This is a genomic window from Chelativorans multitrophicus, from assembly GCF_011317445.1.
Lineage (GTDB): Bacteria > Pseudomonadota > Alphaproteobacteria > Rhizobiales > Rhizobiaceae > Chelativorans > Chelativorans multitrophicus.
In genome coordinates this window covers 619,902-646,824 of the sequence record NZ_JAAAPL010000002.1, presented here as the reverse complement: position 1 = coordinate 646,824, position 26,923 = coordinate 619,902, and the positions used below count along the sequence as shown (strand labels likewise).

Sequence of the window (26,923 nt, the reverse complement as noted above, 5' to 3'; positions counted from 1 at the left end):
AAATGAAACATTGGATCAGAGCTTTCTTTATAGCTGCTGGATTTGCGATCGCGCCTTTTTCAGCAGTTGCCCAAGAGGCTTCTCAGAGCCCGATAGAGGCTAAACTCGTCGTCCAGCGCGTCGAATTCGATGCGGAAACCAAAAAAGAGATGCTGATATCCGCAAAAACGGCATCGCCCGGTGACGTGCTTCAATATACGGGCACCTATACAAATCTTTCGGATACGCCCTTGGCAGGCCTCGTGATAAACGGGCCTATTCCGGACAATACCATCTTTACCACTGATGCCCTCAAGGTGTTGGACGACGCCACCTTTGAGGTGTTAGTGCCGGGCGAGCCCTGGCAGACCTTGCCCGCCCGCAAGACGATCAAAAAGCCTGACGGGACGGAAGTGCGTGTTCCCGCTGGACCTGAGGACTACAAGGAGATCCGCTGGAAACTAAGCGACCCCCTCGCTCCCGAGGAGACGTTGACTACAGTGTATCGCGTGAAGGTGTCGCGGTGAACCTTCCCCTTTCACTCCGTTCAGTCCTCCATCTCAGTATCCATGCTTGATGGGATCCCGGCGCGACAGCCCGCTTAGAACTTGCCGAGGTCCTTCAACAGGAAAGCTGCCGCTATCGTCTTCCACGACGCGGTAAAGCCTTTGATCGCGGAACGCGCTAGCAAAGCTCGTCGAGACGCCGTCGCCTGGCTTGGCTTGCGTATCCAGAAAGTCCACCTCCGCTTCGGTGGCCAGGATTCGTGCGTCGGCCTCCGAACGGGCTCTAACCACCACCTCGCCTGCCGGTTCGGCAAGATCCCAATTGGGATCCGTTTCGGCCGCGTCCGGTACAAGCCGATAGATTTTCAGGGTGTCCCTATGCATCCTAGGTCTCCATCGCAGGTACCTTGTCGAACACGCCACCCGGCAAGCGGTTCCTCCTTCTGTCCTGCGAAATTGCGGTCTGAATAAATTTTTTAGAACTTTGGGAACCTTCCCGCGGTCCAGGCATTTGTAGGGGGACGGCACGCACTCCCCCCGCCCCCCAACCCCACAATTGCGTGCCGTTTGCCGGCGCTAAAACGCCGGCATTTTTTTATCCGGTTTCCAGGAAGTGCTTGGGGTTGTTTAATAATCCCGCTCGTAGAAAATACCGAGATCTGATTGCCCGCCCGTTCCCAAGCCCCCGCGCACCCTTAAATTCTCGGTAATATCCAGATTTATCGTTCCGCGGGTCGTGCCTCCCGCGCCCGCCTCCACGCCGACATAGACATTCTCCTGGATATAACGGCCGGCGCGCACTGCAGCGTTACCGCGTTCGTTGGTGACGATGTCGAGCTCGTCGAGCCCAATGGCGCTTCGCAATGAACCCAAAAACGATGTATCGGACCCGCCGGCAAGCTCGGCCGCCGCGGCTGCAAGCTGCGCCAGCTGCAAGGGCGAGAGCTGATCTACCCCACGATCAAAGAGGAGACGGGCCAGCACCTCATCCTGCGGTAGCTCGGGTTGAGAGGAGAAGATGACCTCAGGCTCCGAGACACGGCCGCGGACGGTGATGAAGACCGTTATGTCGCGGCCTTCGGACCGGGCAACAAAATCAAGAAACGGATCGAGGTCGCCCACGAGGCTCACCGTGCCTTCATCGAAGGTTATGCGCTGCGTGAGGATGGAAAGGCGGCCTCGGATCAGACGGAAGCCGCCCACCGGCTGGACGGAGGTCACCGGCCCAGTCACCTGCACGGAGCCGCCGAGTTCCGCATCGAGGCCGCGCCCGCGCACAAAGATGCGTGCTGGCGCGTTGATATTGACGTTGAGGCGCATAACGCTGGGGCGCTGGCTCGGCATCGGCGTGCCGTCGTCGGCGACGCGTGCCTTCTCGAGGGTCCGTTCCACCGCCGGCGGAGGGTTGAGGTGCTGCACGTCGATAGATGCAGCGCTCCCGCCGAACCCGTCCGGCACCAGAATTTCCGCGCGGCTGACTTCAATATTGCCGGATAGGAGCGGATCGCGGGTGATCGGACCCGTGAGTTGCAGGCCGCCGCTAACGGTGGCCGTCACCATCTCACCATCGGCATAGCGGGCCTCATTGAGCCGCAGCATCAGGTCTGCCGGGAAACCCGCTGCTGCGCTGGTGGAGATGGTGCCGGAAAGCGAGAGCAAGCCTCCGGCCGCCAGCGCGGCCGAGGCCGAGCGGATCGTAACCGTGTCGCCCGACAGAACCGCTGCTACATTGATGTTCGCGAGGCGCAGGTTCGATCCAGGATCGACAACCGATGCCCCGGCCGTGGAGATGTTTCCCGATATCGCAGGGGCGGCAATGCTGCCGTCGATCCGAAGATCGGCTGTTGCGGTCCCCATCAACTGCGTGCCTCGCTCCGCGAGCAGCCGGTTGGCAAGGGAAAGCGGCGCGCTGCCGCGCAAATTGAGCGCGAGCCCTCCGCCGGCAAGCGGGATTTGGCCGCTCCCCGAGATGGAAAGGCCGCCGGGACCGGACGCGCTCAAGGATTGGAGTTCAAGCGTACGACCGGCGAACCTTCCGGACGCCCTGGCGTTCAAGGGTGCTGCGCCGACCGAGGTAAGCGCGCGGGCGGTAAGTCCGGCTGCTTCAGCATTGAAGGTAGCGGCCGGGTTGTCGAGAGTTCCGGTTAACCGCGCAGAACCGGTGAGCGTGCCGCCGATATCCTGGCCGGGAATGCGGGCATTGAGGAGTGACAGGGGAAAAGATCGCAGGTCGATGTCGACGGCCATCTGACCGCGCGCCAGGGGCACATCGCCTCGAACGGTGGCGTTTAGGCCGTTCGGGCTCGTCATTTGAGCGTTGAGGCTCAAAATCTCGCCGCGCGTTCTGCCGCTTGCCTCGACCGCAAGCGAGTTGACACCGGCCTCGCGCAGCGCAGCAGCGGCGATGTCCCGGCCGCTCAGCCTGAAATTTACCTGAGGCTCTTGGCGCGTACCGGAAATGGTCGCTTCTCCATCCAGCGTGCCGCCCAAGGCAAGGTCCGGCCGGATGCTGTTGGCGATCGACAAGGGCACGCGCGTGAGACCAAGGGCAACATTGAGCGTCTGTCCGATCTCGCCCTGCGCGGTCAGCTGTCCGCCGGCCACGTCCAGCTGCAGGGGATCGAAGGCCAATGTGTCGCCACGCACCGAAATCCGCGCGGGTTGAAGGAGGCGGGCTGAAACGGGCCCCTGGACGAGCGAGGCTTCGGCAAGCGTGAGAAGGTAGCCTCCCTCCTGCGGTGCGAGGGCCCCGCGCGCAACCACATCCGTACCATTCGTAAGAGCGGCTTGCGCCGAGAAGTCGGTCGCATCGCCGCTCGTCTGGGCATTGGCCGATAGTGTTCTCACGTCGATCCCGGCTGCGTTCAACCCGCTTGCCTGCAGGCCGCCCTGCACGGCCGGCACGCCGAAAAGATCGTCGATAGTCGCCTCCGCCTCGCCGCTCTCCAGGGAGAATTGCGGCAGTCTCAGACGTGTAGCTGATGCATCGATGCTCGCGTGCTGCTGATTATCCAGCGGTTCGAGGGAGATATGCGCATCGAGGGCGCCTTGCGCCTCCGTCAGGAAGAGGGCGGCGGCAGTGGAGATATCGGAAGCATCGAGCATAAGCTCTCCGGTAAGCATCCCTGCCGAATTTTGGGCGATATCTCCCGTCAGCCGCGCTCCCTGCGTTGAAAAATCTATGCCGTTCAGGCGCCGTTCGCCTGACGCGACGGAGACATCCGCCCGCAGATTGGCAGGGGCGCCTTCGAGTGTCGCTTGTCCTGTGATCTGTCCGGTAAGAGCTTCGCCCTGGAGCGTGCCGTCAAAACCGAGGCGGGCATCGTCGAGCGCTTTGTCCAAAAGGCGACCGTTCGGTATCTGCGCGGCAAAGGTGAGGTTGAGATTCCCCGCGCTGCCCGAGGCACGGCCGCTGGCGGTCAGCCGCCCTTGCGCACGCTCTGTTATCGTGGCGAGATTCTCCAGCGTTGTGTCGAAGCGAAAATCGGCAGCCTCACTGGAAAATGTGCCATCCGCAGTGAGCTGCATCTGATCGCTGGCAATGCGGAAATTTTCCGCCGAAAAGCCTGCCGTGCTGCGCGCGACGCGCCCTGTGAGCCGCGTTTGGCCGGTCAGAAGGGGATCAAGCGCCTCTATGCCCACGCGCAATTCATCTGCGGTACCGTCGAGCGTCAGGTCGAAAGCACCGCTGATCGGCTGAACCTCACCTTCGGCGCTGAGATCCACGCCGCCGCTCAGATTGCGGTCAGCGAGCGCCGAAAATGGCGCGATGCTGGAGGCACGCAGGCCAATCTCTCCGCGGAAGGCGTATTCGAGCAAAGTGCCGGAGAGTGTGGCGACAAGACCGTTGCCCAAAAGCTGGGCATTTTCGATAGCAAGCGGCGCGCCGGCTTGCCATGCGCCCTCCGCGTTGAGCCGGATTTCCCGTCCCAGCGCCTGCGCGATATCCGCGCGCTCGGCCGTGATACCCGTGACCGCGCCTTGACCGTCATAGGTGATGCGGCGGTTTGCCGGTGTCGCAAGATCGGCCGCGATGCCTTCAATGGTCAGCGTCACGTTTTCGGCGGCAAACGTGCCGGTGTGCAGGTTCTCGATATTGAGAGAGGCGTTCCAGTTCTCGCCTCCAGCCGCACCGAACCGCGCAGCCAAGCTGGCGGTTCGTAGAGACGTCTCTCCCCCGCTCACGGGAAGGAGCACCTGGTAGCCGGCAGCGTCGGCAATATTCGCATCGAGCGCGAGCGAGTTCAGGAACCCATCCCCCGCCGTTTCTGCGCTTGCCTGAAGGCTGAGCGCAGCGCTGGCAACATCCAGGCGATCAAGTCTGAAGCCGCCGCCGTTTTTGGCTACGCCTTGCGCCTGCAGGCTGGTTTCAGCGCCGAAAAAGCCGCGAAATCGCGCCGGGACCAGCCGCGCGATGGGGCCACCCACATCCGCCGTGAACCCAAGCCCCTCCTGCTGCCGGCGAAACCGAGCCGTACCGGAAAGCGCAGGCTCTCCCGACGCCTCGATCGTCATCGACAAATCGAGATTCTCCACCGGGCCTGAGCCGGCCAGCGTGAGCGAAAGGGGCGGGCGGCCCTCGATGTTGAGAAGATTGGCGACAACGCCGTTCTGCGGCTCGGTCAGGGCGAAATCAAGATCGAGCCGATCTGCCGCACTGTCGTAAACTGTCTGAAGTGACAATTGACCGCCGGGGCCATCGAGGCGGGTAACATCCAAGGCGGTGTCCAGCGATCCCCCTTCCAGACGCAAGCGGCCCGCGACGGAGAGATTTGACTCCAGTCCGAAGACATTCTGCCCGAAAGACACCGAAGCCACTTCCAGCTGACCGAGATTGATGGCGATGGGCAATTCGGGAACGGCGAAGGACCTGGCTTCGGGCGAGGGCAGGGCATTCGCATCCGGCAGCGGCCGGCGCGTAACCTCGATCGACTCGGCCGCCAGCCGGGAGATCTCGAGCCTCTGCCGAAGGAGCAGCGTCGAGCGGCTCCAGTCGATCGTGGCATTGGTGATCCGCAGCCAAATGCCCTGCCGGTCGGCAACGGTGATCTGGCCGATGGTCGCTTCCGACGAGAGGACACCCTGAATGCCGCTGATCCGTATCTGCCGGTTAGGCGTGGACAGACGGTTTTCGATGAAGGACAGGAAAAGCGAGCGCTCCTCCTCGGGCGTATCCTGAACCGCGTCCTGCGCAAGCGCCGGCAAGATCGCGAGAGCCATGAGAAGGGCAATGAGAAAGCGCATCAGAATGCCTGTCCTATGCCGACATAAAAGGCCACATCCGGATCGTCCCCGCGCGGGTCGAGCGGTACGGCCAAGTCGAGCCGGATGGGTCCGAAGCCGGTTAGATAGCGCAGTCCAGCGCCGACGCCGACCCGCAGATCCTGCGAAAAATCAGGAAATGCCTTGTCATCCACGTAACCCGCGTCGACGAACCCGACTAGGCCGATGGACTGCGTGACCCGGACGCGCAGCTCCGCGGAGGCTTCGATCAGCGAGCGGCCACCCGTGGTGCCCTCGGCGGTTTCAACGCCGATGCTGCGATAGGCATAGCCGCGCACAGAACCGCCTCCGCCTGCAAGGAACAGTTTGTCGGGCGGCGTCTCCGCAAGAGGGGGATCGAGGAGCGCTCCTATTTTCAGACGTCCGGCGGCAACGAACCGGCTGTCCTCATCGAAGCTGTAATAGGTCCGCCCCTCGGCTGTGAGGCGCGCGGCGGCGTTGCCGTAGTTGAACTCGTAGAAGGGCTCCACCGTCAGTTCGGCGAAGATGCCCTCTGTCGCGTCGGCGGGATTGTCCCGCGAATCGTAGACGATCCCGCCCAGAAACCCGGCGGTGACGAACTCGCGCTCGCCGAAATCGTCATCGAAGGTCGCATATGCGGCATTGGCGAGCAGCCTGCCAGTGATCTGGTCCGTGAAGCGGTGGGTGAGTCCCGCTTCGGCGGTCACCCCGGTGCGCGTGTAGATGTCCAGCACCTCGCGATCGCCATAGATCGAGGCGACGAAATCCGTATTGGGCGAATAGTAGATGCCGGGTTTCGTGAAGGTCGTTCCCACACGATAGGTCAATTCCGCGGGATCGATGGTCGGACCTATGCCGGCGACTTTTCCTTCGATGCGCAGTCGTTCCGCGCGGCCGAAAAGATTTCGGTGCAGCCAGAAGGCCTCCAGCCCCAATCCGTCCACGGTGGAATAGGAGCCGCCGACGCCAAAGCGCCGCGGCAGGCGTTCCTGGACGATCACCTGTATGGGCAGGCTTCCGTCCGCGCCGATGGTTTCCGCCTCCTGAATACGCGCCGAACGGAAGACATCGAGCCTGGAGATGTTGTCGCGCGCCTCCTTCATCTCGTCGGGATCGTATTCCGCACCAGGTATGATGCCGGTCTGGCGCGCGACAAAGTCGGGGTCCATGCGCTCCGTGCCGCTTACGGTGACAGGCCCGAAAACCGCATGCCGTCCGGGATCCACCGTCAGCTCTGCATCGATCGTGTCGTTCGTATGGGCGGCGACGATCCGCCGCTCGATCACGTTTGCCTTGGCATAGCCATGATGCCGCCAGGCATCGGCTGCAAGCTCGCCGGCCTCAATGATCACTCCGCTGCGCGCTGGTTCGCCGACGCGAAAGCCCTGATCCGCCGGGTTTTCAACCCTGTCGCGACGGTTGGTGGCGGGAGGTGCCTGGTTTATTATCCGGGCATCCGCGAAGTGGAACAAGGGACCTGGATCAACCACGACACGCACGGAAGCTGGGCTAGCCAGTTGCGCATCGGGGAGAAGATCATCTGCCTCGCGCCCGTCGATGGTAATTGAAATCGTCCCGCCATATCGCGCCACGGAATAAAGCGCGTTGAGAAGGCGTCGGTAATCTCCGCGTGCCTTGGCGATAAGCCCTGCTGCGCCCGAGGCCGGTTCTTCCCGGTCGCCCCAAAGCCGGGAGGCGCGTTGCAGCACCCGTTCGATATCCCTGTCGCCACCCTGGACGACGAAATCCACCATATAGGGCTGGGGCGTGCCTATGACTTCCTCTTCCGGCGTGTTGCGCTCGAAGAGGCGCAAGCCGAAAATCTCCAGTGCGGCGGACGGAGGCGGGACGGCTATCGCCGCGGCGCCTACAAGGACAGTCGCCCGCACGAGAACGGAGATCCGGTAAGGCTTGGCAGTGCGGTTGCTCAATATCCCTCCCGGCCGGCAAAAAACTGCGCTTGCCAGCTAGCTCTCAATGTCCCCGCTTGCCCCACCACCATGTGCTGCCACAGCAACGAGCTGACGGCAGATGGCAGCGAGCCTAGCAGTACCGCAATTTTCAGGAGGCCATCAAGCGGGCGAGGTATGGCTCTGCCGTGCTTTTTGCCCCGGCGTGGCCATCAGGCCACTATTTGTCGGGACAGCGGGTAACGGTGAGTGTGCGCTCCGCGCCCTCAACGGGGGAGGTGACGGAGAGCGTATCCGCACCCGTTTTCTGAAGCGTGAAGGTGCGCTCGCTTTGCTCACCGCCGATTGTGCAGCTGGTATAGACCTGCGCCGTATCGCCCGTTGTTTCCACATCACGGACGCTGCAGGTCGCTCCCTCGGAGCGGATCATCGTGTCGGTGATATAAAGACCTTGGCCGCTGCCCCCCTCGGCGGAAGCGCAGGCGGCCTGATCGCTCGCCCAAGTGCCTCGGACCTGGACGAAACTCTCAAGCTCATTGCGGAAGTCGTTCGGATTCTCCTGTGACTGGCCCCCAGCCCGGTCGGGACTGACAATCACCGGGGACTCGTCCCTATCGACATCGTCGGCAGCGCCCCGCGAATTGTTGGGGCCGGTCGGGGCCTGGGCGAGCGACGGCTGTACCAGAAGGCATGAAAACAGGAGCGCGCAGGCCAGCGGTGATGTTCTCATTTGCCGCTCCTATTGCCTTTGCCAAGATCAGCGCGGGCGCGCTCTTCCTTGTTCATTTTTGTGAAGCTCTCCATAACCTCGTCCGGATCAGTGCGTGCATCCGGTGAAGCATGGCGTTGATTGCGCACGCTCAGCTGATCATCACCTTGCAGGCTGTTTTTACCCATTCGATCATTGGCGAGATCTGTCTGTCGAAGCTTCGTAGACCCGCTTGGCTTGCGCGCTTGGCGGGCTTTGTCGACCGTCATATCTTTCTCCTTTTTCATCGGAAATGCCCTTCGAACCAATGGATCGCCAAGTGGTTTCCTGGAACAGGCCATTTTCCTCAGGAAGCGGAGGACGGCATGAGAGGTTTGTGAGGCTTGGCCTGACCCCGGTGGGCAAAGCCGGCAAAGGGCTCTATTGTTCCGAAGGCTACGGCCCGGATCGAATCGAAGGGTGAATATGTCAGAGGCAGCCAATACAGGCACCGAGCCGGCTGTGCGGCCACGGGCCGCCCGCCGCGTTGCAGCCGCAACGACCAACCCCGAAGGAAAAGACGAGCGGAGGGGCAGGAAGCCGGTCTATCTGGTAGACGGCGCCCGCACCCCTTTTTTGAGGGCGAGAGGTAAACCGGGTCCATTCACGCCGGTCGATCTTGCCGTCCAATGCGGCAGGCCTCTTCTCGACCGGCTTTCCTTCGGGCCGGAGGAGTTCGACCTTGTCATCCTGGGATGCGTGAACGTTCTCGCCGATGAGATGAACCCCGCCCGCGTCGCCGCCCTTCGGCTTGGCATGGGCGAGGCGATGAGAGCCTTCACGGTGCAGATCAATTGCGGCTCGGGCATGCAGTCGATCGATACGGGTTTCCGCCTGATCGAAGGCGGCGAGGCCGACTTGATCCTGGCTGGCGGCGCTGAAGCCCTGTCCCACGCACCGCTCGTTCTTTCCAGAAAGGCCGCCGGCTGGTTCGCACAGTTCGCCACGGCAAAGACCGCCTGGGACAGGGCCGCCGCGCTCGGCGCGTTCCGTCCGGACATGGCGAAACCCATCATCGGGCTCGAACGCGGGCTAACCGACCCAATTACCGATTTCAGCATGGGGCAGACCGCGGAGATCATCGGCCATGCCTTCGGCGTTACCCGGCAGGCTGCTGATGCCTATGCGCTCGAAAGCCATCGCAGGCTCGCGCGCGCCCAGGCCGAAGGTTTTCTCAAGGGCGAGGTTATTGCCTCGGTGGCAGCCGACGGCACGCTTTACGACCATGACGACGGCGTAAGGCCGGATAGCTCGATTGAGAAGCTCGCAAGGTTGAAACCTGTCTTTGAACGTCCTCACGGACGCGTGACGCCCGGCAATTCTTCCCAGATCACCGATGGGGCGAGCTGGGTCGTGATCGCATCCGAGGAGGCGATCGAAAAATACGGGCTCACCCCGATCGCTCGCATCGTGGACAGCGAATGGGCCGCGCTTGATCCATCCGTCATGGGCTTGGGCCCAACCATCTGCTCAACCGAACTCATAAAGCGGCGTGGCCTGGCGCGCGAGGACATCGACCTTTGGGAAATCAACGAGGCCTTCGCCGCTCAGATTCTCGCCTGCCTCGCCGCATGGGAGGATGAGGAATATTGCCGCGAGGTGCTGGGGCTCAGCGTACCCTTCGGTACGGTTGACCGTGACCGGCTCAATGTCGACGGCGGGGCGATCAGCCTCGGCCACCCGGTGGGCTCCAGCGGCAACCGCATTGTGCTTCATCTTGCCAACGCCATGCGCAGGCTCGGTCTGAAGCGTGGCATCGCCACCGAGTGCATCGGGGGCGGGCAGGGCGGCGCCATGCTTTTGGAGGTGGTCTGATGTCTGTCTCGCGCAGGGTCTGGAAGCTCCTTCAGGATCGCAACGACTATTTCGGCCCCGAGGGAGAGCCGATGCGCCGGCTTTCGCATTGGCGCTACAGCAGGGACGAGGAGGGCATCGTCTGGCTCGTCCTCGATCGCGCGGGCGAGAGCGCCAATACGCTATCGGAAGCGGTGATGGCGGAACTTCATACGGTTCTGGAGGATCTTCGAAGCCTCAACGCTCGGGGCCTCGTCATTCGCTCCGCAAAGAAAGGGGGCTTTGCCGCCGGTGCCGACATCCGGGATTTTCGCGACATTCGAGACGCCGGGGAAGTCGAGAAGCGCATCCAGCGCGCGCATGACATCATTGATAGGCTGGCGGCTCTCGCGATGCCCACCGTTGCGGTTATTCACGGCCATTGTCTGGGTGGCGGCCTAGAAATAGCGCTCGCCTGCAAATACCGCATCGCCGTCAATGGCGCGAGCTTCGGTTTTCCCGAGATATTGCTGGGTCTTCATCCAGGATTGGGAGGCACGTTCCGGCTTACCTCTCTCATTGATCCGGTCGAAGCGATGACCATGATGTTGACGGGCCGCAGCGTTCACACCAGGAAGGCGAAGGCGCTTGGCCTGGTGGACGAGATTGTGGAAGAGCGGCATGTGCGCGACGCCGTGAAAGCTGCCATTGCCGGAAATCTCAATCGCGCCTCCGGCGGCTGGAAGAACAGTGTGTTCCGCCTGGGTCCTGCCCGGCGCCTCGCGGCGGGCCGAATGCGGGCCGAAGCGGAGAAGCGCGCCCCCAGGAAGCACTACCCCGCCCCCTATCGCCTTATCGACCTTTGGGAAGAGCATGGCGGCGACGCAAGGGCCATGCAGCGCGCCGAGATCCGCTCCTTCTCCGAGCTTCTCTTGGGCAAGACGTCCCAGAATCTGATCCGCGTTTTCTTCCTGCGTGAGCGGTTGAAGTCGCTTGCCAAGGGCGAGAGCGGCATCGCGCGCGTTCACGTCATCGGCGCAGGCACCATGGGCGGCGATATCGCAGCGTGGTGCGCATCGCGGGGCATGCGGGTGACGCTGACGGACTTGGACCCGAAGGCGATCGCGAAGGCCGTTGGTCGGGCGTCCTCCTTGTTTGACAAAAAGCTTCATTCGAGCCTGGAGCGCCGCGACGCGCTCGACCGTCTGACGCCCGATTTCGATGGAACGGGTTTCGCAAAGGCCGACCTCGTCATTGAAGCGGTTGCCGAAAAGGCGGAAGTGAAGCGCAGGGTTTACGAGGCGATTGCACCGCGCATGAAACCAGGAGCGATCCTTGCCACGAATACCTCCAGCATTCCGCTGAAGACGTTGAGCGAGGGCTTGCCTTTCCCGGAGCGCTTCATTGGCCTGCATTTCTTCAATCCTGTCTCGCGAATGGAGCTGGTTGAGATCGTCGCCCATGAGGGGGCGAGCGAAGATGCGCTCCAGCGGGCGCGCGCCTTCTGCGGAGATATCTCTCGCCTGCCGTCGCCTGTGAAGAGCGCGCCGGGCTTCCTCGTCAATCGTGCGCTCATGCCGTATCTGGTCGAGGCCTTCGTCATGTTCGACGAAGGCGTGCCGATAGACGTGATTGACCGGGCTGCCCGCAATTTCGGTATGCCCATGGGACCGATCGAGCTGGCAGACCAGGTCGGGCTCGATATCTGCCTCGAAGTGGCGCGCATGCTGAAGGAGCAGTCGCCTGATCCGATGCCCGAAATCCCGTCCTGGCTCGTGCAGAAGGTTGAGGCGGGTGAGACGGGACGCAAAGCCCGACGGGGCTTCTACTCCTACGATGAGAAAGGCAAGATCAGAAAAGAAGAGGTAAAAGCGGCGGAAGGGGCGCAGATCCCCCGCGCTGACGCGGAAGCGGCCGACCGGTTGATCCTTCCAATGCTCAACACGCTTGTGAGATGTTTGCGCGAGAATCTTGTAAACGAAGAAGAATTAATAGACGGCGCCATGATTTTTGGCACCGGCTTTGCGCCGTTTCGAGGCGGTCCGCTTTTTTACGCGCGCACGCGCGGAGTGAGCGAGATCACCGCTAAGCTGCGGCAGCTTGAGGAAAAATATGGCGAGCGTTTTGCGCCCGATGAGGGGTGGGAGAGGCTGAAAACTTGATGCCGGTCGCCGCCTCCGGGAACCTCATCCGTTTCAGGGGAGCAAAGCGACCGGAAGCAGGACCGTTAAGAGGGCGGAAGCTTATCCGCCCACAAGCGTTCCGCCGTTCGGATGCAGCGTCTGGCCAGTGATGTAGGATGAATCCTCGCAGGCGAGGAACAACATGCAAGGCGCCACTTCATTGGGCTGACCCGGCCGTCCGAGCGGCACGTTGCCGCCAAACTTGGCGACCTTCTCGGCGGGGAAAGATGCCGGGATGAGCGGCGTCCAGATCGGACCCGGCGCGACCGCGTTCACGCGGATTCCCTTCGAAGCAAGATTACCCGATAGCGCACGCACAAAGGCGAGGATGGCCCCCTTGGTCGAAGCGTAGTCCATCAGGACATCCTGTCCTTTGAACGCGGTAACGGAGGTTGTGCAGATGATGGAAGAGCCCTCTTGCATGTGCGGAAGGGCAGCCCGCGTTATTCGGAACATACCGAAGATATTGGTTTTATAGGTGCGCTCCAGCTGTTCGTCTGAGATATCAGTCAGCTCTTCCTGATAATGCTGCTCGGCGGCATTGTTCACGAGGACATCGATCTTCCCGAACCGCTCGATCACCGCTTTGACGAAGCGCTCAGCCGTCTCGGTTTCCCCGACATCTCCTGGCATTGAGAAGACATCGCCGCCTTCGGCGGCAACCAGCCGTTCGGTTTCCTCGGCATCCTTCTGTTCGTCCCTATAGAGGAAAGCCACCTTGGCTCCCTCGCGAGCAAAGAGAATGGCGGTCGCGCGGCCAATGCCGGAATCTCCGCCGGTAATCACCGCCACTTTATCCTTCAAGCGGTCCGAGCCGCGATACCGAGGCGTGAATTCCGGCCGCGGATGCATTTGATGCTCTTTGCCCGGCTGGTGCTCCTGCTCCTGTTTGGGAAGTGTTTGCTCGCTCATAGTCCTGCCTCGTGCTTTCCATTCCTGTCAGGAACACGATGGCCGGTCGTCCTGTTCCGCTCCTTTGCGGAACTTTCCTGCGAGCGGCGGATTTTCGGGAAAGCTCTATAAAGGAGGCGACCATGCCTGCGAAATCCAAGGCGCAACAGAAAGCGGCGGGCGCTGCCCTTTCAGCCAAGCGCGGCGAGACGCCAAAATCCAAGCTCAAGGGCCCTTCCAAGAGTATGGAAGAATCCATGAGCGAGAAGCAGCTTGAGGAACTGGCTCACACCAAGCGGAAGAAGCTGCCGAACAAAAAGAAGGATTGAGGCTCTTACTCCTCGTCCTCTTTTGTCTCGCCCTTTTCGAGCGCATCCATGAAGGAGTTCAGCCAGTGGGCGGAATCGTGCTTTCGTATGCGCTCCATAAGAGCCCTCTGGCGCTCCTGACGTTCATCCAGCGGCATTGTGAGCGCGCGGCAAAGATTGCGAGCCATGTCGTCCACGTCATACGGGTTGACGATCAGCGCCTCGTGCAGATCCTCCGCTGCCCCTGCAAACTTTGATAGAACGAGCACGCCCGGATCATCCATGGATTGCGCGGCGACATATTCCTTGGCGACGAGGTTCATCCCGTCACGAAGCGGCGTGACAAAGCCCACCTGGCTCGCCCGGTAGAGAGCTGCCAGCGCGTCACGCGGCACGGTGCCGTGGATGTAACGCACAGGCGTCCAGTTAAAATCGGCGAAGCGGCCGTTGATGGCGCCGGACAGAGCCTCCAATTCCTTGCGGATATCCACATAGGCCTCGACCTCTTCGCGTGTGGGCGTGGCGATTTGCATCAGCGCGACTGATTTCCTCATCTCCGGATAGAGCTCCAGAAGGCGGGCAAAGGCGCGCAATCGATCCGGCAAGCCTTTCGTGTAGTCCAGCCTGTCGACGCCGATAATCTGCCTTCGTCCAAGGATCTCGCGCCGTTTGGTTTCGATTTGCACCTCGTCATTCGGCTTCTCGGCCATGCCCACAAAGGCATCCACATCGATGCCGATGGGATAGAAACCGGCGATCACCTCGCGCTCGCGCGTCCTGATGCGCCCGTCGGCCAGAATTTCACAACCCAGATGATCCTCGACATAGCGCAGAAGGTTGTTGAGATCCGTATGCGTCTGAAAACCGATCACATCATGCTTCAGCAGGCACTCCACCAGCCAACGGTGGCGGGGAACAGCGGCGAGAATTTCCGGGGGCGGGAAGGGGATGTGCAGGAAAAAACCGATACGCTGCTTGCAGCCGCGCTCGCGCAACTCCGCCGCGAGCGGAATAAGATGGTAATCATGGATCCAGATTAGATCGTCGTCACGGAGAATCGACACCAGCGCATTTGCGAATTTCGCATTCACGCGCCGATAGCCTTCCAGGAAGGCCGTTTTGTACTCCACCAGATCGAGCCTGTAGTGAAAGAGCGGCCATAGAACGCTGTTGGCAAAGCCCAGATAGTATTCCGCATAGTCCTGCTCGGTGAGCGGAATGGTCGCCTGGGTCACCTCGCCAATCTTGCGGATGCGCGGCTCCGGCTCCTCCTCGTATTTCAGCGTCTGCCCGTCCCAGCCCATCCATACGCCGCCGCGCTGACGCAGCGAATCCGCAAGGCCGACCGCAAGCCCGCCGGCCTGGGACGTCCTTGTCAGGTCCGCTACGCGGTTCGAGACGACGACAAGCCTTTTCACACTACTGTCTCCCATGGTTTGGAAAGCCGGCGGGCGCCATTGATGATACCCACCATCGAATAGGTCTGCGGGTAATTGCCCCACATCTCCCCTGTAACCGGGTGAGTATCCTCGGAAAGAATCCCGAGGGGATTGCGGGCTTTCAGCAGCGCTTCGAAAATCTCGCGCGCTTCATCGCGGCGGCCGATCCTGGCGAGGGCGTCGAGCCGCCAGAAGGCGCAAATGTTGAAGGCCACTTCCGGCTTGCCGAAGTCGTCGGCTGCCTCGTAACGCATCATGTGAGGGCCGATCGCAAGGGCTTTCTCGAGCTGGTCCACGGTACTCACAAAGCGCGGATCGCGCGGATCAATGAAGCCCACTTCGGCCATCAGCAGAACGCTCGCGTCGAGCGTCTCGCCTCCAAAACTCTCCACGAACGCCTTGCGCTTCTCCGACCAGGATTCGGCAAGAATCCGCTCCTTGATTTCGTCTGCACGCTCTCTCCAGTACCGCACGCGCGCGGCCTCCCCCAATTGCGCCGCGATATGGGCCAGCCTGTCGCACGCCGCCCAGCACATGAGACTGGAGGAAGTGTGAACGCGCGACCGTGAGCGGAGTTCCCACATCCCCGCGTCGGGCTCGTTGTGCAGCCTAAAGGCCTGCTCTCCGGCGTGCTCCAGAAGCCGGAAATGTGTCATATTCGGCTTCATCTCTATACGGCGATCGAAGAAAATCTGCGCCGCGCCGAGGATGACGTTTCCATAGACATCGTGCTGGTAATGCTCAAAGGCCTGGTTGCCGAACCGCACCGGCCCCATTCCGCGATAGCCGGCAAAATTTTCAAGGATATTTTCGGTTAGCTGCCTTTCGCGGCCAATGCCGAACACCGGTTGCAAGTGGCCGTCATCAGCATCGGCGACGATATCCATCAGGTACCGGAAGTAATTCTCCATGGTTTGCACGGTGCCCAGGCTATTCAGGGCACGCACCACAAAAAAGGCGTCGCGCAGCCAGCAAAAGCGATAATCCCAGTTGCGGCCACTATCGGGAGCTTCGGGAATGCTCGTCGTCATCGCGGCGACGATGGCGCCCGTTGGCTCATAGGTGCACATCTTGAGCGTAATGGCAGCGCGGATAACCGCGTCCTGCCACTCGAAGGGCAGCGCGAGATTGGCTACCCATCCGCGCCAGTAAGCGGAGGTACGCTCCTCGAAATCCCGTGCCGTGTGCGCAACTCCACCCTCGATCGTCTCGTCCGGTCCGAATATGAAATCGATCGGCGCGGAAAGGGTGAAAAAGGTTTCATCGAGGACGTAATCGATCGGCGCAGTGGTGGTGAGCCTCAGCGTGATATCCGGCCCCACATAGCGCAGGTGATTGGACCCTCGCGTGGTCTGAGGGCGCACTGTTCCATTGCAGAATGTGGGCTTCACCCGGATGGAAATGCGCGGCGTCCCGGAAAGCGGGCGGATACGGCGGACCAGGGACTGCGGGCGGAAAATGCGATCGCGCCAGAAAAACCGGGGTGCGCAATCGATGATCTCAAGTGAGCCCGAGGCGCTATGCAGCCGCGTCACCAGCACGGCCGTATTGCTGTCATAGTGCTGTTCCGTCTCCGTCAGGCCTTCGAGAGCGATCGAGAAAAGCCCCTCAGAGGGATCATCCTGGCCGGCCAGGAGCGCATTGAAGACGGGGTCTCCATCGAAACGAGGCAGACAACACCACACGATCCTGCCTTGTGGATCGACCAGGGCGGAAAAGCTGCAATTACCGATAATTCCGAGATTAAGTGTCGTCATGATATAGCTCTATCCTCAATAGTCCCGGGACTCGAACCTCGCGGCCAGGCGTTCGAGCCATTCGCGAAAACTGCTGGCTTCATCAGCCCTAAATCGGGCAGATGTTTTACCGCCTCCGATCTTTATGGAGAACCCGTTTATATGCGCGATCTGGTTGAAGGCATCCTCGTCGGTGACGTCATCCCCCGCAAAAAGGGGTGTGCGTCCGCGAAAAGGGTCCTCCTGCATAAAGGCGGTCAGAGCATCGGCCTTCGTTGCCTTCCCGCCCTTCACCTCAAGCACCATCTTGCCATGCAGGAGATGAAGCCCCTTTGAGTCGTTCGCCGCCGCGTGCACGGCTGCTATCGAGGCGGCTTCGAGGTCGGGTCGCTGCCGATAGTGAAGAGCCAGCGAACCGTGCTTTAACTCCAGCAGAAGCCCCTCATGCGAGTCGGCGAATGCCTGCAGTTTAGCGCGCACTGCCGAAAGCTCCTCCTCATCAATTACGCTCCCGACATGTTGTCCGCCGGCGGTCCTGCGCTCCATCCCATGCACACCGGCCACCGGCAGGAGGAGAGGCGCCAGAAAATGATCGATGACCTCGATCGGCCGGCCGGTGATAATGGCAATTGCGCCGTCGGTGCTCTTCAGAAGGCGCGCGAGCGCCTCGCGCGTGGTTGGGGGAACGGAAACTTCGTCCGGGCGTTCGGCGATATCCGCAAGGGTCCCGTCGAAATCGAGGAAGATCGCTATGCTGTTCGGTTTCAGTGCCGAACAATCGAGTGATGAAAGAGGTTCTGCTTCGCCGGCCATGACTTCACGATAGTGTGGGTGAAGCGGTCATGTTCCTGCCATGGTGACCGCATTTTGGATGCTGCAGCGTAATTCCAGCAGCCCTGCTGGGAGGCAGATAAAGCGGATTTGCCATTTGGACAAGTTTGAGGACAGGCGATGCAAAGATCAAGACTTGCGCGTAAGGGTATAGCAGCGCTGGCCCTGCTGGGGTTCTCGGCGACCTTTTCGGCAGCACAGGGCCGCGTGGACGCGCGCCAGCTTTCCTGCGGAGAGGCCCGCGCGCTCGTTCAGCAAAACGGTGCCGTGGTCTTCACCACGGGGCGTTTCACCTATGACCGGTATGTCGCCGGTGAACGCTTCTGTCCGGTGGGACACGTTGCCGATGATGCCTGGATATCGACGCGCGATACGCAATCCTGCCGCATCGGCTATAGGTGCATCCTCGATCCCTGGGACGATGACAACGACTTCCTGCGGATTCCCCGTTGAGGCGCGAAGGGGCCTATGAGCTTGGCGCGATGAGCGGCAAGTCTCCTGCGCGCCGGCGATAGACGTGATCGACCAGGCCCCATTCGCGGGCGTCCTCCGCAGTCATGAAGAAATCGCGGTCGAGCGTGCGTTCCACGTCTTCCTCCGCGCGTCCGCAATGTTCCGCGTAAAGCCGGATCATGCGGCGCTTATGCCTCATGACATTTTGTGCGTGGCGTTCAATGTCTGAAGCCTGTCCCTGAAAGCCGCCAAGCGGCTGATGCAGGATGATGCTGGCATTGGGCAGGGCGACACGCATGCCGCGTTCGCCCGCCATGAGCAGGAAGGAACCCATGGATGCCGCCGTGCCGAGGCAAAGCGTGGCGACGGGGCATTTGATGAACTGCATCGTGTCATAGATGGCAAAGCCGCTGGAGACCACGCCGCCAGGCGAGTTGATGTAGAAAGCGATTTCCTTTTTCGGGTTCTCCGCTTCCAAATGCAGCATCTGCGCGCAGACGAGCGCGGCGGAATTGTCGTCCACCTGGCCGTTCAGGAAGATGATGCGCTCGCGAAGGAGCCGGGAGAAGATGTCGAAGGAACGTTCTCCGCGCGCCGATTGCTCAACGACCATGGGGATGAGATTCATCGTGTCGCGCATGGCGCAACCTCCTTGAGTTTTGTTTGGATACTGGGAAGCGAATAGGGGGCAGCGAATAGAATGGCGAAGCACTCCGCCCGCTATCCCTACTCGCTATTTGCCCTTTAGACCGCCATCGCCAGCGGCGGATTGTTCGCGTTCGCAGCCATGACAGGCTTTACGATTGCCAGCGGGCCGTGCGTCAGCCGAAACCAGGTGCGGCCGGCCGGCAGCCGCTTAAGCTCGATGGTGACCATCGGCGGCGCTTCGGGATGGTCGGGATCATGCCAGGCATAGCTGACGCGGCTATATGGTTCCGCCTCGATGAGCCGGTAGCTTGGCCCCTCCAGTCCGCCGTCCGATGGGCTGGCGTCCAGCCAGTCGGACAGAAACGCCTCTTCCGTGAGCGCCCGCCACAGCTTCTCGGGCGAGGTCTCCATTTCGCATTCCACGACCACCTCGTCCGGCTTCGTTCGAACCTCGTCCATGGGCGTCATTGATCCATCTCCTTCAGAAGCGTCTTCAGCCTGTCGACACGGGCCGGCCAGAACGAGCGGTAACGGGTGAGCCAGTCGAACACAGGCGCAAGCCCATCAGGCGCCAGGCTGTAATGCACATGCCGCCCACTCTTCTTTTCCGCGATCAGGCCTGCGCTCCGCAGCACCGCCACGTGCTGCGAAACCGCTGGCTGTGAGATGCCGAGTCCCTCCCGCAATTCGCTTGCGTTCTTCTCGCCATCGAGCAGCCGCTCCAGGACCGCGCGCCTGGTCGGATCCGCAAGGGCACGAAAGACATCCGACTCGTTCATAGCAATATATAAGCACGCACTTATGTTTTACGCAAGCAGCGTTGCGCCAGTGCAGGAAACTCTGTGTAACAGTGGTTGGCGATGGCTTGCGTCTCCGCAGCAACTGCCTTAATTCCCGCGGGTCTTGCCCGTATACGGCTGGGCCAAGCAGTCCGGTTCTCCAAGCAGAAGCTGATGTCCTTTTTCCATTTTCTTCGTGAAAACGCCCGCTGGCTCGCCGGCGGCTTTTTGCTCACCTTCTTTTCCTCTTTCGGCCAGACATTCTTTATCTCCATTTCCGCTGGCCACATCAGGCAAGAATACGGTCTCTCTCACGGCGCCTTCGGCATGATCTACATGCTGGCCACCCTCGCCAGCGCATTCACGCTGACCAAGTTCGGGCAAATCGTCGACCGCTATTCGCCAAAGACCGTGACGCTGATCATCGTCCCGATGCTAGCGCTTGCATGTATCTCCATGGCGTTGTCTCACTCTGTGGCTCTGCTTTGCCTGACGATCTATCTCCTGCGGCTGTTCGGGCAGGGGATGATGACGCAGAACGCATTCACGGCAATGGGGCGGTGGTTTTCCGCCCAGCGCGGGCGTGCTGTTTCCATCACTACGCTTGGCCTGAATGGCGGGGAGGCGATTCTTCCATTGATATTCGTGACGCTTACCGCCCTTGTCGGCTGGCGTAACGGCTGGTTTATCTCGGCCGGTTTCCTTCTGCTAATCGCACTGCCTGTCATATCTTCCCTAATGGCGGTGGAGCGCACACCGAGGGCCAGCGATCCGCCGGCGCGAGTTACGACCGGACGTTACTGGACACGCGCCGAGGTGGTTCGCGATCCCCTGTTCTACCTGTTGCTTTTGGGCGTCATGGCGCCGGGCTTTATTGGCACCACCATCGCGTTCCACCAGGTCTATCTTGTGGACTTGAGGGGCTGGACGCTGGAAATTTTTGCCTCGGCTTTCACCGTGTCGGCAAGCATGACAGTGGTATTTGCATTGATCTCCGGCCAACTCATCGACCGCTTCTCGGCCGTGGCGATGCTGCCCGCCTTCCTCCTGCCGTTGGCCATAGCATGCTTTGTGCTCGCGACTTTCGATGCTCAATGGAGCGTGTTCGTCTTCATGGGGCTGCTCGGCATGTCGAATGGTTTCTCATCCACGCTTCTCGGCGCCCTCTGGCCTGAAATCTATGGAGTCCGCCACCTCGGAGCCGTTCGGGCACTGATCGTCGCCATTCTCGTTTTTGCAACGGGCGCTGCGCCGGGTCTGACGGGATATCTTATCGACATAGGCATATCCTATCCGCTGCAGATCGCGACGATGGGGCTTTACTGCCTGGGGGCCGCGCTCCTTATGCTCATTGTCTCGCGGCGGCTCCAGATGCGATCCTTGCAAATGGTCGAGGCGTCGGCTACCTCCGCGCCATGACTGTAACAGTTCGCTTCGCGCCGTCACCGACGGGGCAGATCCATATCGGCAACGCACGCACGGCGCTCTTCAACTGGCTGTTCGCCAGAAGGGCAGGGGGAAGCTTCGTGCTGCGCTTCGACGACACCGATGTCGAGCGCTCACGCAGGGAATACGCCGATCAGATAGAGATCGATCTCGCATGGCTAGGCATCAAGCCGGACCTGACGGTTCGCCAGTCCGAACGGTTTGGTCTCTACAATCAGGCGGTGGAAAAGCTGAAGGAAGCGGGGCGTCTTTACCCCTGCTATGAGACGGCGGAGGAGCTGGAGCTTCGCCGCAAGATCAGGCTCTCGCGCCGGCTGCCGCCGATCTATGGCCGTGAGGCGTTGAAGCTCACCGAAGAGCAGAAGGCGGCCTATGAGGCGGAAGGCAGGAAGCCGCATTGGCGCTTCCTTCTCCCCAATTTCGACAGCGATCCTTTTTCGACCGGGCGCACCGAGATCCATTGGGATGATGTCATCCGTGGCCCGCAGACGGTCGATCTGGCCTCGATGTCGGATCCGGTCCTCGTCAGGGAGGACGGGACATTTCTCTACACGTTGCCGTCGGTGGTGGACGATATCGATCTCGGTATCACCCACGTGATCCGCGGTGACGACCACGTGACCAACACCGGCGCACAGATCGCGCTTTTTGAGGCTTTGGGCGCGAAGGCGCCGTGCTTCGGTCATCATAACCTGTTGACCACCGTCACCGGCGAGGGGCTTTCCAAGCGCACTGGCGCTCTCTCGATTGCAAGCCTGAGGAAGGCCGGTATAGAACCGATGGCCGTTGCATCGCTCGCGGTGCTTATCGGCACGTCGGAGGCCGTGACAGCCTATCGCGACATGGAAGAGCTTGCGGCCCATTTCGAACCGGCATCCAGCTCCAAATCCTCAGCAAAATTCGATCCGGCGGAGCTGGAGGCTCTGAGCCGATCCCTCATTCAGGCAATGCCCTTCGAAGCAGCCGCTCCGCGCCTGGCGGCAATGGGGGTCGAAGGATCGATAGCCGAGCCGTTCTGGAATGCGGTGCGCGGCAATATCGATAAGCTCTCCGAGGCAGCCGAATGGTGGCATATCGTCATGAAGGGCCCGGAACCGACGGAGTTCACCGAGGACGACCGCAATTTCGTGAATGAGGCTTTCGACCTACTCCCACCAGAGCCATGGGACCGCGAGACGTGGCGCAGTTGGACGGAAAAGGTGAAAGAGAAAACAGGACGCAAGGGCAAAGCACTTTTCAGGCCCTTGCGCCTCGCACTCACCGGGCGCGAGTCCGGGCCGGAGCTCGCAGATTTATTGCCTCTTCTGGGTCGGGAAAGAACTTTGGCCCGACAACCCTGACATTCTTCTCCGCTTCCGTCATGGGCCGAGCGGAAGAGTCCCTGGAAAAAATCCGCTGTTCCACAGGAACAGCGCTCGCATCCGGGATCTCCTGGAAGGAGGAAGAATCGCCAGGCGGTTGAATGGAGGAGGTTTTCTCCTGATCGGCACTCTTCTGGCCGGCACCGGCGATCACCACATAGCCCGCAGGCTGGCCCATCGCGCCGGTGACGTCGACAAAGAGCATTGTTCCCACGATAAGCAATTGGACGCGAAGCCGCTTTTCTGAAAGACGCATAACACACCCCGCCGACAGATCATCTGCGGCTCATTCCAGGGACCGCAGATGATAAACGGAAGTGTATCAGGCCGTTATTAATCGTGTGTTAGCCTGGCAGATTCAGTTGTCTGTTCTGGCTCTGTAGAGCCTCCACCGCGGAAAGCGCCGTCATATTAACGATGCCGCGCGAGGTGACGGAAGGTGTGAGGATATGAGCCGGCCGGGCCATGCCGAGCAGGATCGGCCCTACATGGAGCGCATCCGTCATGACCTTTAGCGTCGTAAGCGTGATGTTGGCGGCATCCAGGTTGGGGAACACAAGCAGGTTTGCCTCCCCCTTCAGCAGCGCATGCGGATAGACGCGCTGCCGCAGCTCCTCTGAAAGTGCGGCGTCTCCGTGCATTTCGCCATCGGCGATGAGATCCGGCGCGATGCGGTGCAAGATGCCGACGGCCTCTCGCATTTTCATCGCGCTTGCTGAGTCGCGCGAGCCGAAATCTGAATGCGAGAGAAGCGCCGCCTTGGGGTCTATGCCGAAGCGGCGGATCTCCTCCGCGGCAAGAACCGTCATTTCCGCGATCTCCGCCGCAGAGGGGTCGAGCGTCACATAGGTATCGGTAAGAAACACCACGCCTTGCTGTGTAATGAGCATCGACAGCGCGGAAAGGTCCTGTACGCCCTCGCGCCGGCCGATGATCGCCTCTACATATCGAAGATGCCGTTCGAAACGGCCTTCAAGGCCGCAGATCATCGCGTCCGCCTCATCGCGCATGATGGCCAGCGCAGCGATAACGGTGGCGTTGGTCCGCACGAGTGTGCGCGCCACCTCCGTGGTCACGCCGCGCCGACCCGCAATCCGGATGAGGAGATCTACATAGTCTCGGTAACGCGGGTCGTCTTCCGGATTGATAATCTCGAAATCGACGCCAGGCTTGATCCTGAGGCCGTATCTCTTCAGACGCATTTCCACGACATGCGGGCGGCCGATAAGGATCGGCTGCGCAAGTCCCTCTTCCAGCACCACCTGGGCCGCACGCAACACCCGCTCATCCTCGCCGTCCGCGTAGATGACGCGCTTTCGTCCGATCTGCTTAGCCGTCGAGAAGACAGGCTTCATGACAAGCCCGGAGCGGAAGACGAACCGGTTCAGCCGGTCCAGATAGGCATCCATTTCCTCAATCGGGCGGGTCGCCACGCCCGACTCCATGGCCGCCTTCGCCACCGCCGGGGCGATCCTGAGGATCAGCCGCGGGTCGAAAGGCGAGGGGATGAGAAAATCCGGCCCGAAGACTGGTGTCTCGGTTGAATAGGCGCGGGCGGCCACATCCGAAGGCTCCTCGCGGGCGAGCGCGGCGATGGCGCGCACTGCGGCAAGCTTCATCTCTTCATTGATCGCCGTGGCGCCGACATCGAGTGCGCCCCGGAAAATATAAGGGAAGCAAAGGACGTTGTTGACCTGGTTCGGGAAATCCGACCGCCCTGTGCAAATCATCGCATCCGCGCGCGCCTTGCGCGCAACGTCCGGCATGATCTCCGGATTGGGATTGGCGAGCGCCAGGATGAGCGGCCGCTCCGCCATGCCCTTCAGCATCTCGGGCTTCAGCACGCCGCCTGCCGAAAGGCCGAGGAACACATCCGCGCCATCGATGACATCCGCAAGCTCGCGCGCCTCAGTGTCCTTGAGATAGGGTTCCTTCCACCGGTCCATTTCCTCAACGCGCCCGCGATAGGCGACACCATGCCGGTCCGTGATCCAGATATTTTCCGTCTTCACGCCGAGCGAGACGAGCAGGTTGAGGCAAGCTAGCGCCGCTGCGCCCGCGCCGGAAGTGACGATTTTGACGGAGGCGATATCCTTTCCGGCAAGTTCCAGCCCGTTGAGCACCGCAGCCGCAACGATGATCGCGGTGCCGTGCTGGTCATCATGGAAAACCGGGATTTTCATGCGCTCCTTGAGGCGCTCTTCCACCTCAAAGCATTCGGGCGCCTTGATGTCCTCCAGATTGATCCCGCCGAAGGTGGGCTCCAGTGCCGAGATGGTCTCCACCATGCGGTCCACATCCGGCGCATCGATCTCGATATCGAATACATTGATGCCGGCGAACTTTTTGAAGAGGACTGCCTTGCCCTCCATCACGGGCTTTGAGGCGAGCGGTCCGATATCACCAAGGCCAAGCACGGCCGTGCCATTGGATACCACACCCACCAGATTTGCCCGCGAGGTATAATCGGCGGCGGTTGCCGGATCTTCGTGAATCGCAAGGCACGGCGCAGCCACGCCCGGAGAGTAGGCGAGCGCGAGGTCACGCTGGTTGCCAAGGGGCTTCGTCGGCTGAATTTCCAGCTTTCCCGGCACGGGATAACGATGAAAAAAAAGAGCAGCCTCATCCAAGTCCGAACGTGTTTTCTTTACAACCATGGCCCTTTTCGGCTGCGCCCCTTCCTCATTGTCGGATATGGTGAAATTCAAATCAGCGCGACAAAATGCTGGTGCTGCTCCCCCAAGCCGCTCACGCCTAGCCGCATTCGTCACCCGCCGTCGAAACGTCCCGAACTGTCCCGCCCGTGAAGAACTGCCGGCTTTTTCGCGCCCTTATTCCTAAAACGCAAGCGTTTCAAATGTCTCTCCGAAACAGTGATTGGCCGCGAACGCGCCAGCTTGTTTGATCAGAATGCGCTGGGGAAGAGGCCGCCATCGAGCCGGATATTCTGGCCGGTCAGATAGCCAGCATGGACGGAACACAAAAAGGCACAGACCTGCCCGAACTCCTCCGGCGTGCCGAAGCGGCCGGCGGGCACCTCCGAAGCCTGCTTTTCTGCCTGTTCCTCAAATGAGCGGCCGGCTTTTTCGGCAGCATTCTTGATATTGCTGTGGAGTCGGTCGGTTCCGAATTTTCCCGGCAGAAGATTGTTGATCGTCACCCCTTTTCCCGCCACGTTGCGCGCAACGCCAGCAAGAAAGGCGGTAAGGCCAGCCCGCGCGCCGGAGGAGAGATCAAGGCCGGCAATCGGCATGTAAACCGAAAGCGAGGTGATGTTGACGATGCGCCCGAAGCCCCGCTCGGTCATTCCCGTCACGGTGGCTTGGATCAGCTCCAGCGGGGTAACCATGTTCTGCGTCACGCCTTTGAGGAGTTCCTCCCGCGTGAGCGCCCTAAAATCCTTGAGCGGCGGACCGGCATTGTTGTTGACGAGAATGTCCGGCGCAGGACATGCGGAGAGCAGCGCCTTCTGGCCCTCGTGAGTCGAGACATCCGCCGCAACCGCAGTCACCGAAACGCCGAACCGATCCCGAATTTCCTCCGCCGTCTCCTGCAGCTTCTGTGGGTCGCGGCCGTTGACGACCAGATTGCAGCCTGCTTCCGCCAGAGCCATGGCGCAACCGCGGCCGAGCCCCCGGCTTGATGCGCATACGATAGCGTTCTTCCCGGCGATACCCAAATCCATCAGCTCATCCCTTTTCGCTTTCCCTGATCGTCTACTCCCGCGAATCCGGCATGGCAACCGTCACATCCCTGTGACATGAATCGGGGCATAGGGAGCGCAAAGGCCATAGCAGAACTTGCCCATGCTCCCGACCAAGCAACGCACATACCGGACACTCTTCCTGTCGGATATCCATCTGGGTTCCAAACCGGCCAAGGCAAAATTCCTGATCGACTTCCTGCGCCATCACGATGCGGAAACGATCTACCTTGTCGGAGACATCGTCGACGGATGGCGGCTCAAACGTTCATGGCACTGGCCGCAAGATCATAACGACGTGGTGCAGAAACTGCTTCGCAAAGCGCGCAAAGGAACGAAGATTTTCTACATCGCAGGAAATCACGACGAATTCCTGCGTCCGTTCCAGGGGGTTCATTTCGGCGGCATCGTTGTAGCAGACCGGGTCATCCATGAAGGAGCGGACGGGCGGCGCTTCCTCGTCATTCACGGTGACCAGTTCGACGCCGTCGTCCACAATGTACGCTGGCTCGCCTATCTGGGCGACAGGGCCTATGACGCAGCCATAGTGGTGAACCGGGCAGTGGCCGCGTTCCGCCGCGCTACCGGCCAGCCCTATTGGTCCTTCTCATCCTGGGCCAAGGTGAAGGTGAAGAAGGCGGTGAAGTTCATCAGCTCCTTCCAGGAAGTGCTCGCGCAGGAGGCCCTGCGCTCCGAGGTGGACGGGGTGATCTGCGGGCACATTCATCATGCCGCGATCGAGGAGGTGAGGGGCGTTCAATATATGAATGCAGGCGACTGGGTGGAAAGCTGCACGGCCCTTGCGGAAGACCACGACGGAAATTTCGAGATCCTCACCTGGGCAAAGATCGAGACTGCGAAAGAACCCTCCGTCAGCCATCGTCCCCGCGCACCGGTCGAGGAAGAGATGCCCGAGGCGGCCTGATCCCCTAACAGCGCCGCGCGTCCTTCAGGAAGCACAAATGACGTTGTAAACTTTGGATCT

Annotated in this window: 22 protein-coding genes; 8 read left to right on the top strand and 14 right to left on the bottom strand. The window is 61.0% G+C overall.

Annotated features, from left to right (window positions below; all coding sequences use genetic code 11):
• Positions 1–2 precede the first annotated feature (2 nt).
• A complete protein-coding gene (locus GNP00_RS13820) occupies positions 3–506 on the top strand; it encodes a hypothetical protein (protein ID WP_011580857.1) in 504 nt (167 codons plus the stop codon).
• Between the two features lie 33 nt (positions 507–539).
• Here GNP00_RS13820 and GNP00_RS13815 read toward each other — a convergent pair whose 3' ends face one another.
• The 5 genes from GNP00_RS13815 to GNP00_RS13795 form a co-directional block, all read right to left on the bottom strand.
• Positions 540–869, bottom strand: coding sequence for a hypothetical protein (locus tag GNP00_RS13815; RefSeq protein ID WP_011580858.1), 330 nt, complete (start codon positions 867–869; stop codon positions 540–542).
• Between the two features lie 243 nt (positions 870–1,112).
• Positions 1,113–5,729: a translocation/assembly module TamB domain-containing protein gene (locus GNP00_RS13810; protein WP_011580859.1), complete on the bottom strand. Its 4,617-nt coding sequence runs from the start codon at positions 5,727–5,729 to the stop codon at positions 1,113–1,115.
• Positions 5,729–7,660, bottom strand: a complete 1,932-nt coding sequence (locus GNP00_RS13805; RefSeq protein WP_011580860.1) for an autotransporter assembly complex protein TamA — start codon at positions 7,658–7,660, stop codon at positions 5,729–5,731. Before GNP00_RS13805 ends, GNP00_RS13810 begins: the two co-directional genes overlap by 1 nt.
• Positions 7,661–7,859: 199 nt before the next feature.
• The gene (locus GNP00_RS13800; RefSeq protein WP_011580861.1) at positions 7,860–8,369 is read right to left on the bottom strand and encodes a hypothetical protein; all 510 of its coding nucleotides are present in this window, start codon (positions 8,367–8,369) and stop codon (positions 7,860–7,862) included.
• Positions 8,366–8,617, bottom strand: coding sequence for a hypothetical protein (locus GNP00_RS13795; protein WP_041544667.1), 252 nt, complete (start codon positions 8,615–8,617; stop codon positions 8,366–8,368). Before GNP00_RS13795 ends, GNP00_RS13800 begins: the two co-directional genes overlap by 4 nt.
• A 196-nt stretch (positions 8,618–8,813) precedes the next feature.
• On the opposite strand from GNP00_RS13795, the gene GNP00_RS13790 reads away from it, so the two are divergent.
• Complete coding sequence (locus tag GNP00_RS13790) at positions 8,814–10,202, top strand: acetyl-CoA C-acetyltransferase (protein WP_011580862.1); 1,389 nt, start codon at positions 8,814–8,816, stop codon at positions 10,200–10,202.
• Positions 10,202–12,322: a 3-hydroxyacyl-CoA dehydrogenase NAD-binding domain-containing protein gene (locus tag GNP00_RS13785; RefSeq protein ID WP_011580863.1), complete on the top strand. Its 2,121-nt coding sequence runs from the start codon at positions 10,202–10,204 to the stop codon at positions 12,320–12,322. The genes GNP00_RS13790 and GNP00_RS13785 overlap by 1 nt, the downstream gene beginning before the upstream one ends.
• Before the next feature lie 81 nt (positions 12,323–12,403).
• On the opposite strand, the gene GNP00_RS13780 is transcribed toward GNP00_RS13785, so the two are convergent.
• Positions 12,404–13,255 carry an SDR family oxidoreductase gene (locus GNP00_RS13780; RefSeq protein ID WP_011580864.1) on the bottom strand — a complete coding sequence of 284 codons (852 nt, stop codon included), beginning with the start codon at positions 13,253–13,255 and terminating at the stop codon, positions 12,404–12,406.
• Between the two features lie 122 nt (positions 13,256–13,377).
• Between GNP00_RS13780 and GNP00_RS13775 the strand changes: the two genes are divergently transcribed.
• The gene (locus GNP00_RS13775) at positions 13,378–13,563 is read left to right on the top strand and encodes a DUF3008 family protein (RefSeq protein WP_041545326.1); all 186 of its coding nucleotides are present in this window, start codon (positions 13,378–13,380) and stop codon (positions 13,561–13,563) included.
• A 5-nt stretch (positions 13,564–13,568) separates the two neighbouring features.
• Here GNP00_RS13775 and otsA read toward each other — a convergent pair whose 3' ends face one another.
• From otsA to otsB, 3 genes are read right to left on the bottom strand one after another with little or no spacing between them, the layout of a single operon-like run.
• Positions 13,569–14,960, bottom strand: coding sequence for an alpha,alpha-trehalose-phosphate synthase (UDP-forming) (otsA, locus tag GNP00_RS13770; RefSeq protein ID WP_011580866.1), 1,392 nt, complete (start codon positions 14,958–14,960; stop codon positions 13,569–13,571).
• Positions 14,957–16,738 (bottom strand): glycoside hydrolase family 15 protein, encoded by a 1,782-nt coding sequence (locus GNP00_RS13765; RefSeq protein WP_011580867.1) that lies wholly within the window; start codon positions 16,736–16,738, stop codon positions 14,957–14,959. The genes otsA and GNP00_RS13765 overlap by 4 nt, the downstream gene beginning before the upstream one ends.
• A gap of 15 nt (positions 16,739–16,753) precedes the next feature.
• On the bottom strand, positions 16,754–17,530 hold the full coding sequence (gene otsB, locus GNP00_RS13760; RefSeq protein WP_011580868.1) for a trehalose-phosphatase: 777 nt from the start codon (positions 17,528–17,530) through the stop codon (positions 16,754–16,756).
• Between the two features lie 138 nt (positions 17,531–17,668).
• On the opposite strand from otsB, the gene GNP00_RS13755 reads away from it, so the two are divergent.
• Positions 17,669–18,001, top strand: coding sequence for a hypothetical protein (locus tag GNP00_RS13755; protein ID WP_011580869.1), 333 nt, complete (start codon positions 17,669–17,671; stop codon positions 17,999–18,001).
• A 13-nt stretch (positions 18,002–18,014) separates the two neighbouring features.
• Here GNP00_RS13755 and GNP00_RS13750 read toward each other — a convergent pair whose 3' ends face one another.
• The 3 genes from GNP00_RS13750 to GNP00_RS13740 form a co-directional block, all read right to left on the bottom strand.
• Positions 18,015–18,641, bottom strand: coding sequence for an ATP-dependent Clp protease proteolytic subunit (locus GNP00_RS13750; RefSeq protein WP_011580870.1), 627 nt, complete (start codon positions 18,639–18,641; stop codon positions 18,015–18,017).
• A gap of 104 nt (positions 18,642–18,745) precedes the next feature.
• The gene (locus GNP00_RS13745) at positions 18,746–19,117 is read right to left on the bottom strand and encodes an SRPBCC family protein (RefSeq protein ID WP_041544668.1); all 372 of its coding nucleotides are present in this window, start codon (positions 19,115–19,117) and stop codon (positions 18,746–18,748) included.
• Entirely contained in the window at positions 19,114–19,428 is a 315-nt protein-coding gene (locus GNP00_RS13740; protein WP_011580872.1) for an ArsR/SmtB family transcription factor, read from the bottom strand. Before GNP00_RS13740 ends, GNP00_RS13745 begins: the two co-directional genes overlap by 4 nt.
• Positions 19,429–19,602: 174 nt before the next feature.
• On the opposite strand from GNP00_RS13740, the gene GNP00_RS13735 reads away from it, so the two are divergent.
• Positions 19,603–20,847 (top strand): MFS transporter, encoded by a 1,245-nt coding sequence (locus GNP00_RS13735; RefSeq protein WP_011580873.1) that lies wholly within the window; start codon positions 19,603–19,605, stop codon positions 20,845–20,847.
• Positions 20,844–22,214, top strand: a complete 1,371-nt coding sequence (gene gltX, locus GNP00_RS13730) for a glutamate--tRNA ligase (protein ID WP_011580874.1) — start codon at positions 20,844–20,846, stop codon at positions 22,212–22,214. Before GNP00_RS13735 ends, gltX begins: the two co-directional genes overlap by 4 nt.
• 365 nt (positions 22,215–22,579) lie before the next feature.
• Here the strand turns inward: gltX and GNP00_RS13725 are convergent, their stop codons facing one another.
• Both GNP00_RS13725 and GNP00_RS13720 read right to left on the bottom strand, forming a co-directional pair.
• The gene (locus tag GNP00_RS13725) at positions 22,580–24,892 is read right to left on the bottom strand and encodes an NADP-dependent malic enzyme (protein WP_011580875.1); all 2,313 of its coding nucleotides are present in this window, start codon (positions 24,890–24,892) and stop codon (positions 22,580–22,582) included.
• Positions 24,893–25,140: 248 nt separating this feature from the next.
• Entirely contained in the window at positions 25,141–25,920 is a 780-nt protein-coding gene (locus GNP00_RS13720; RefSeq protein WP_011580876.1) for an SDR family oxidoreductase, read from the bottom strand.
• 121 nt (positions 25,921–26,041) lie between these two features.
• Between GNP00_RS13720 and GNP00_RS13715 the strand changes: the two genes are divergently transcribed.
• Complete coding sequence (locus GNP00_RS13715; RefSeq protein ID WP_011580877.1) at positions 26,042–26,863, top strand: UDP-2,3-diacylglucosamine diphosphatase; 822 nt, start codon at positions 26,042–26,044, stop codon at positions 26,861–26,863.
• The last annotated feature ends 60 nt before the right edge of the window (positions 26,864–26,923 follow it).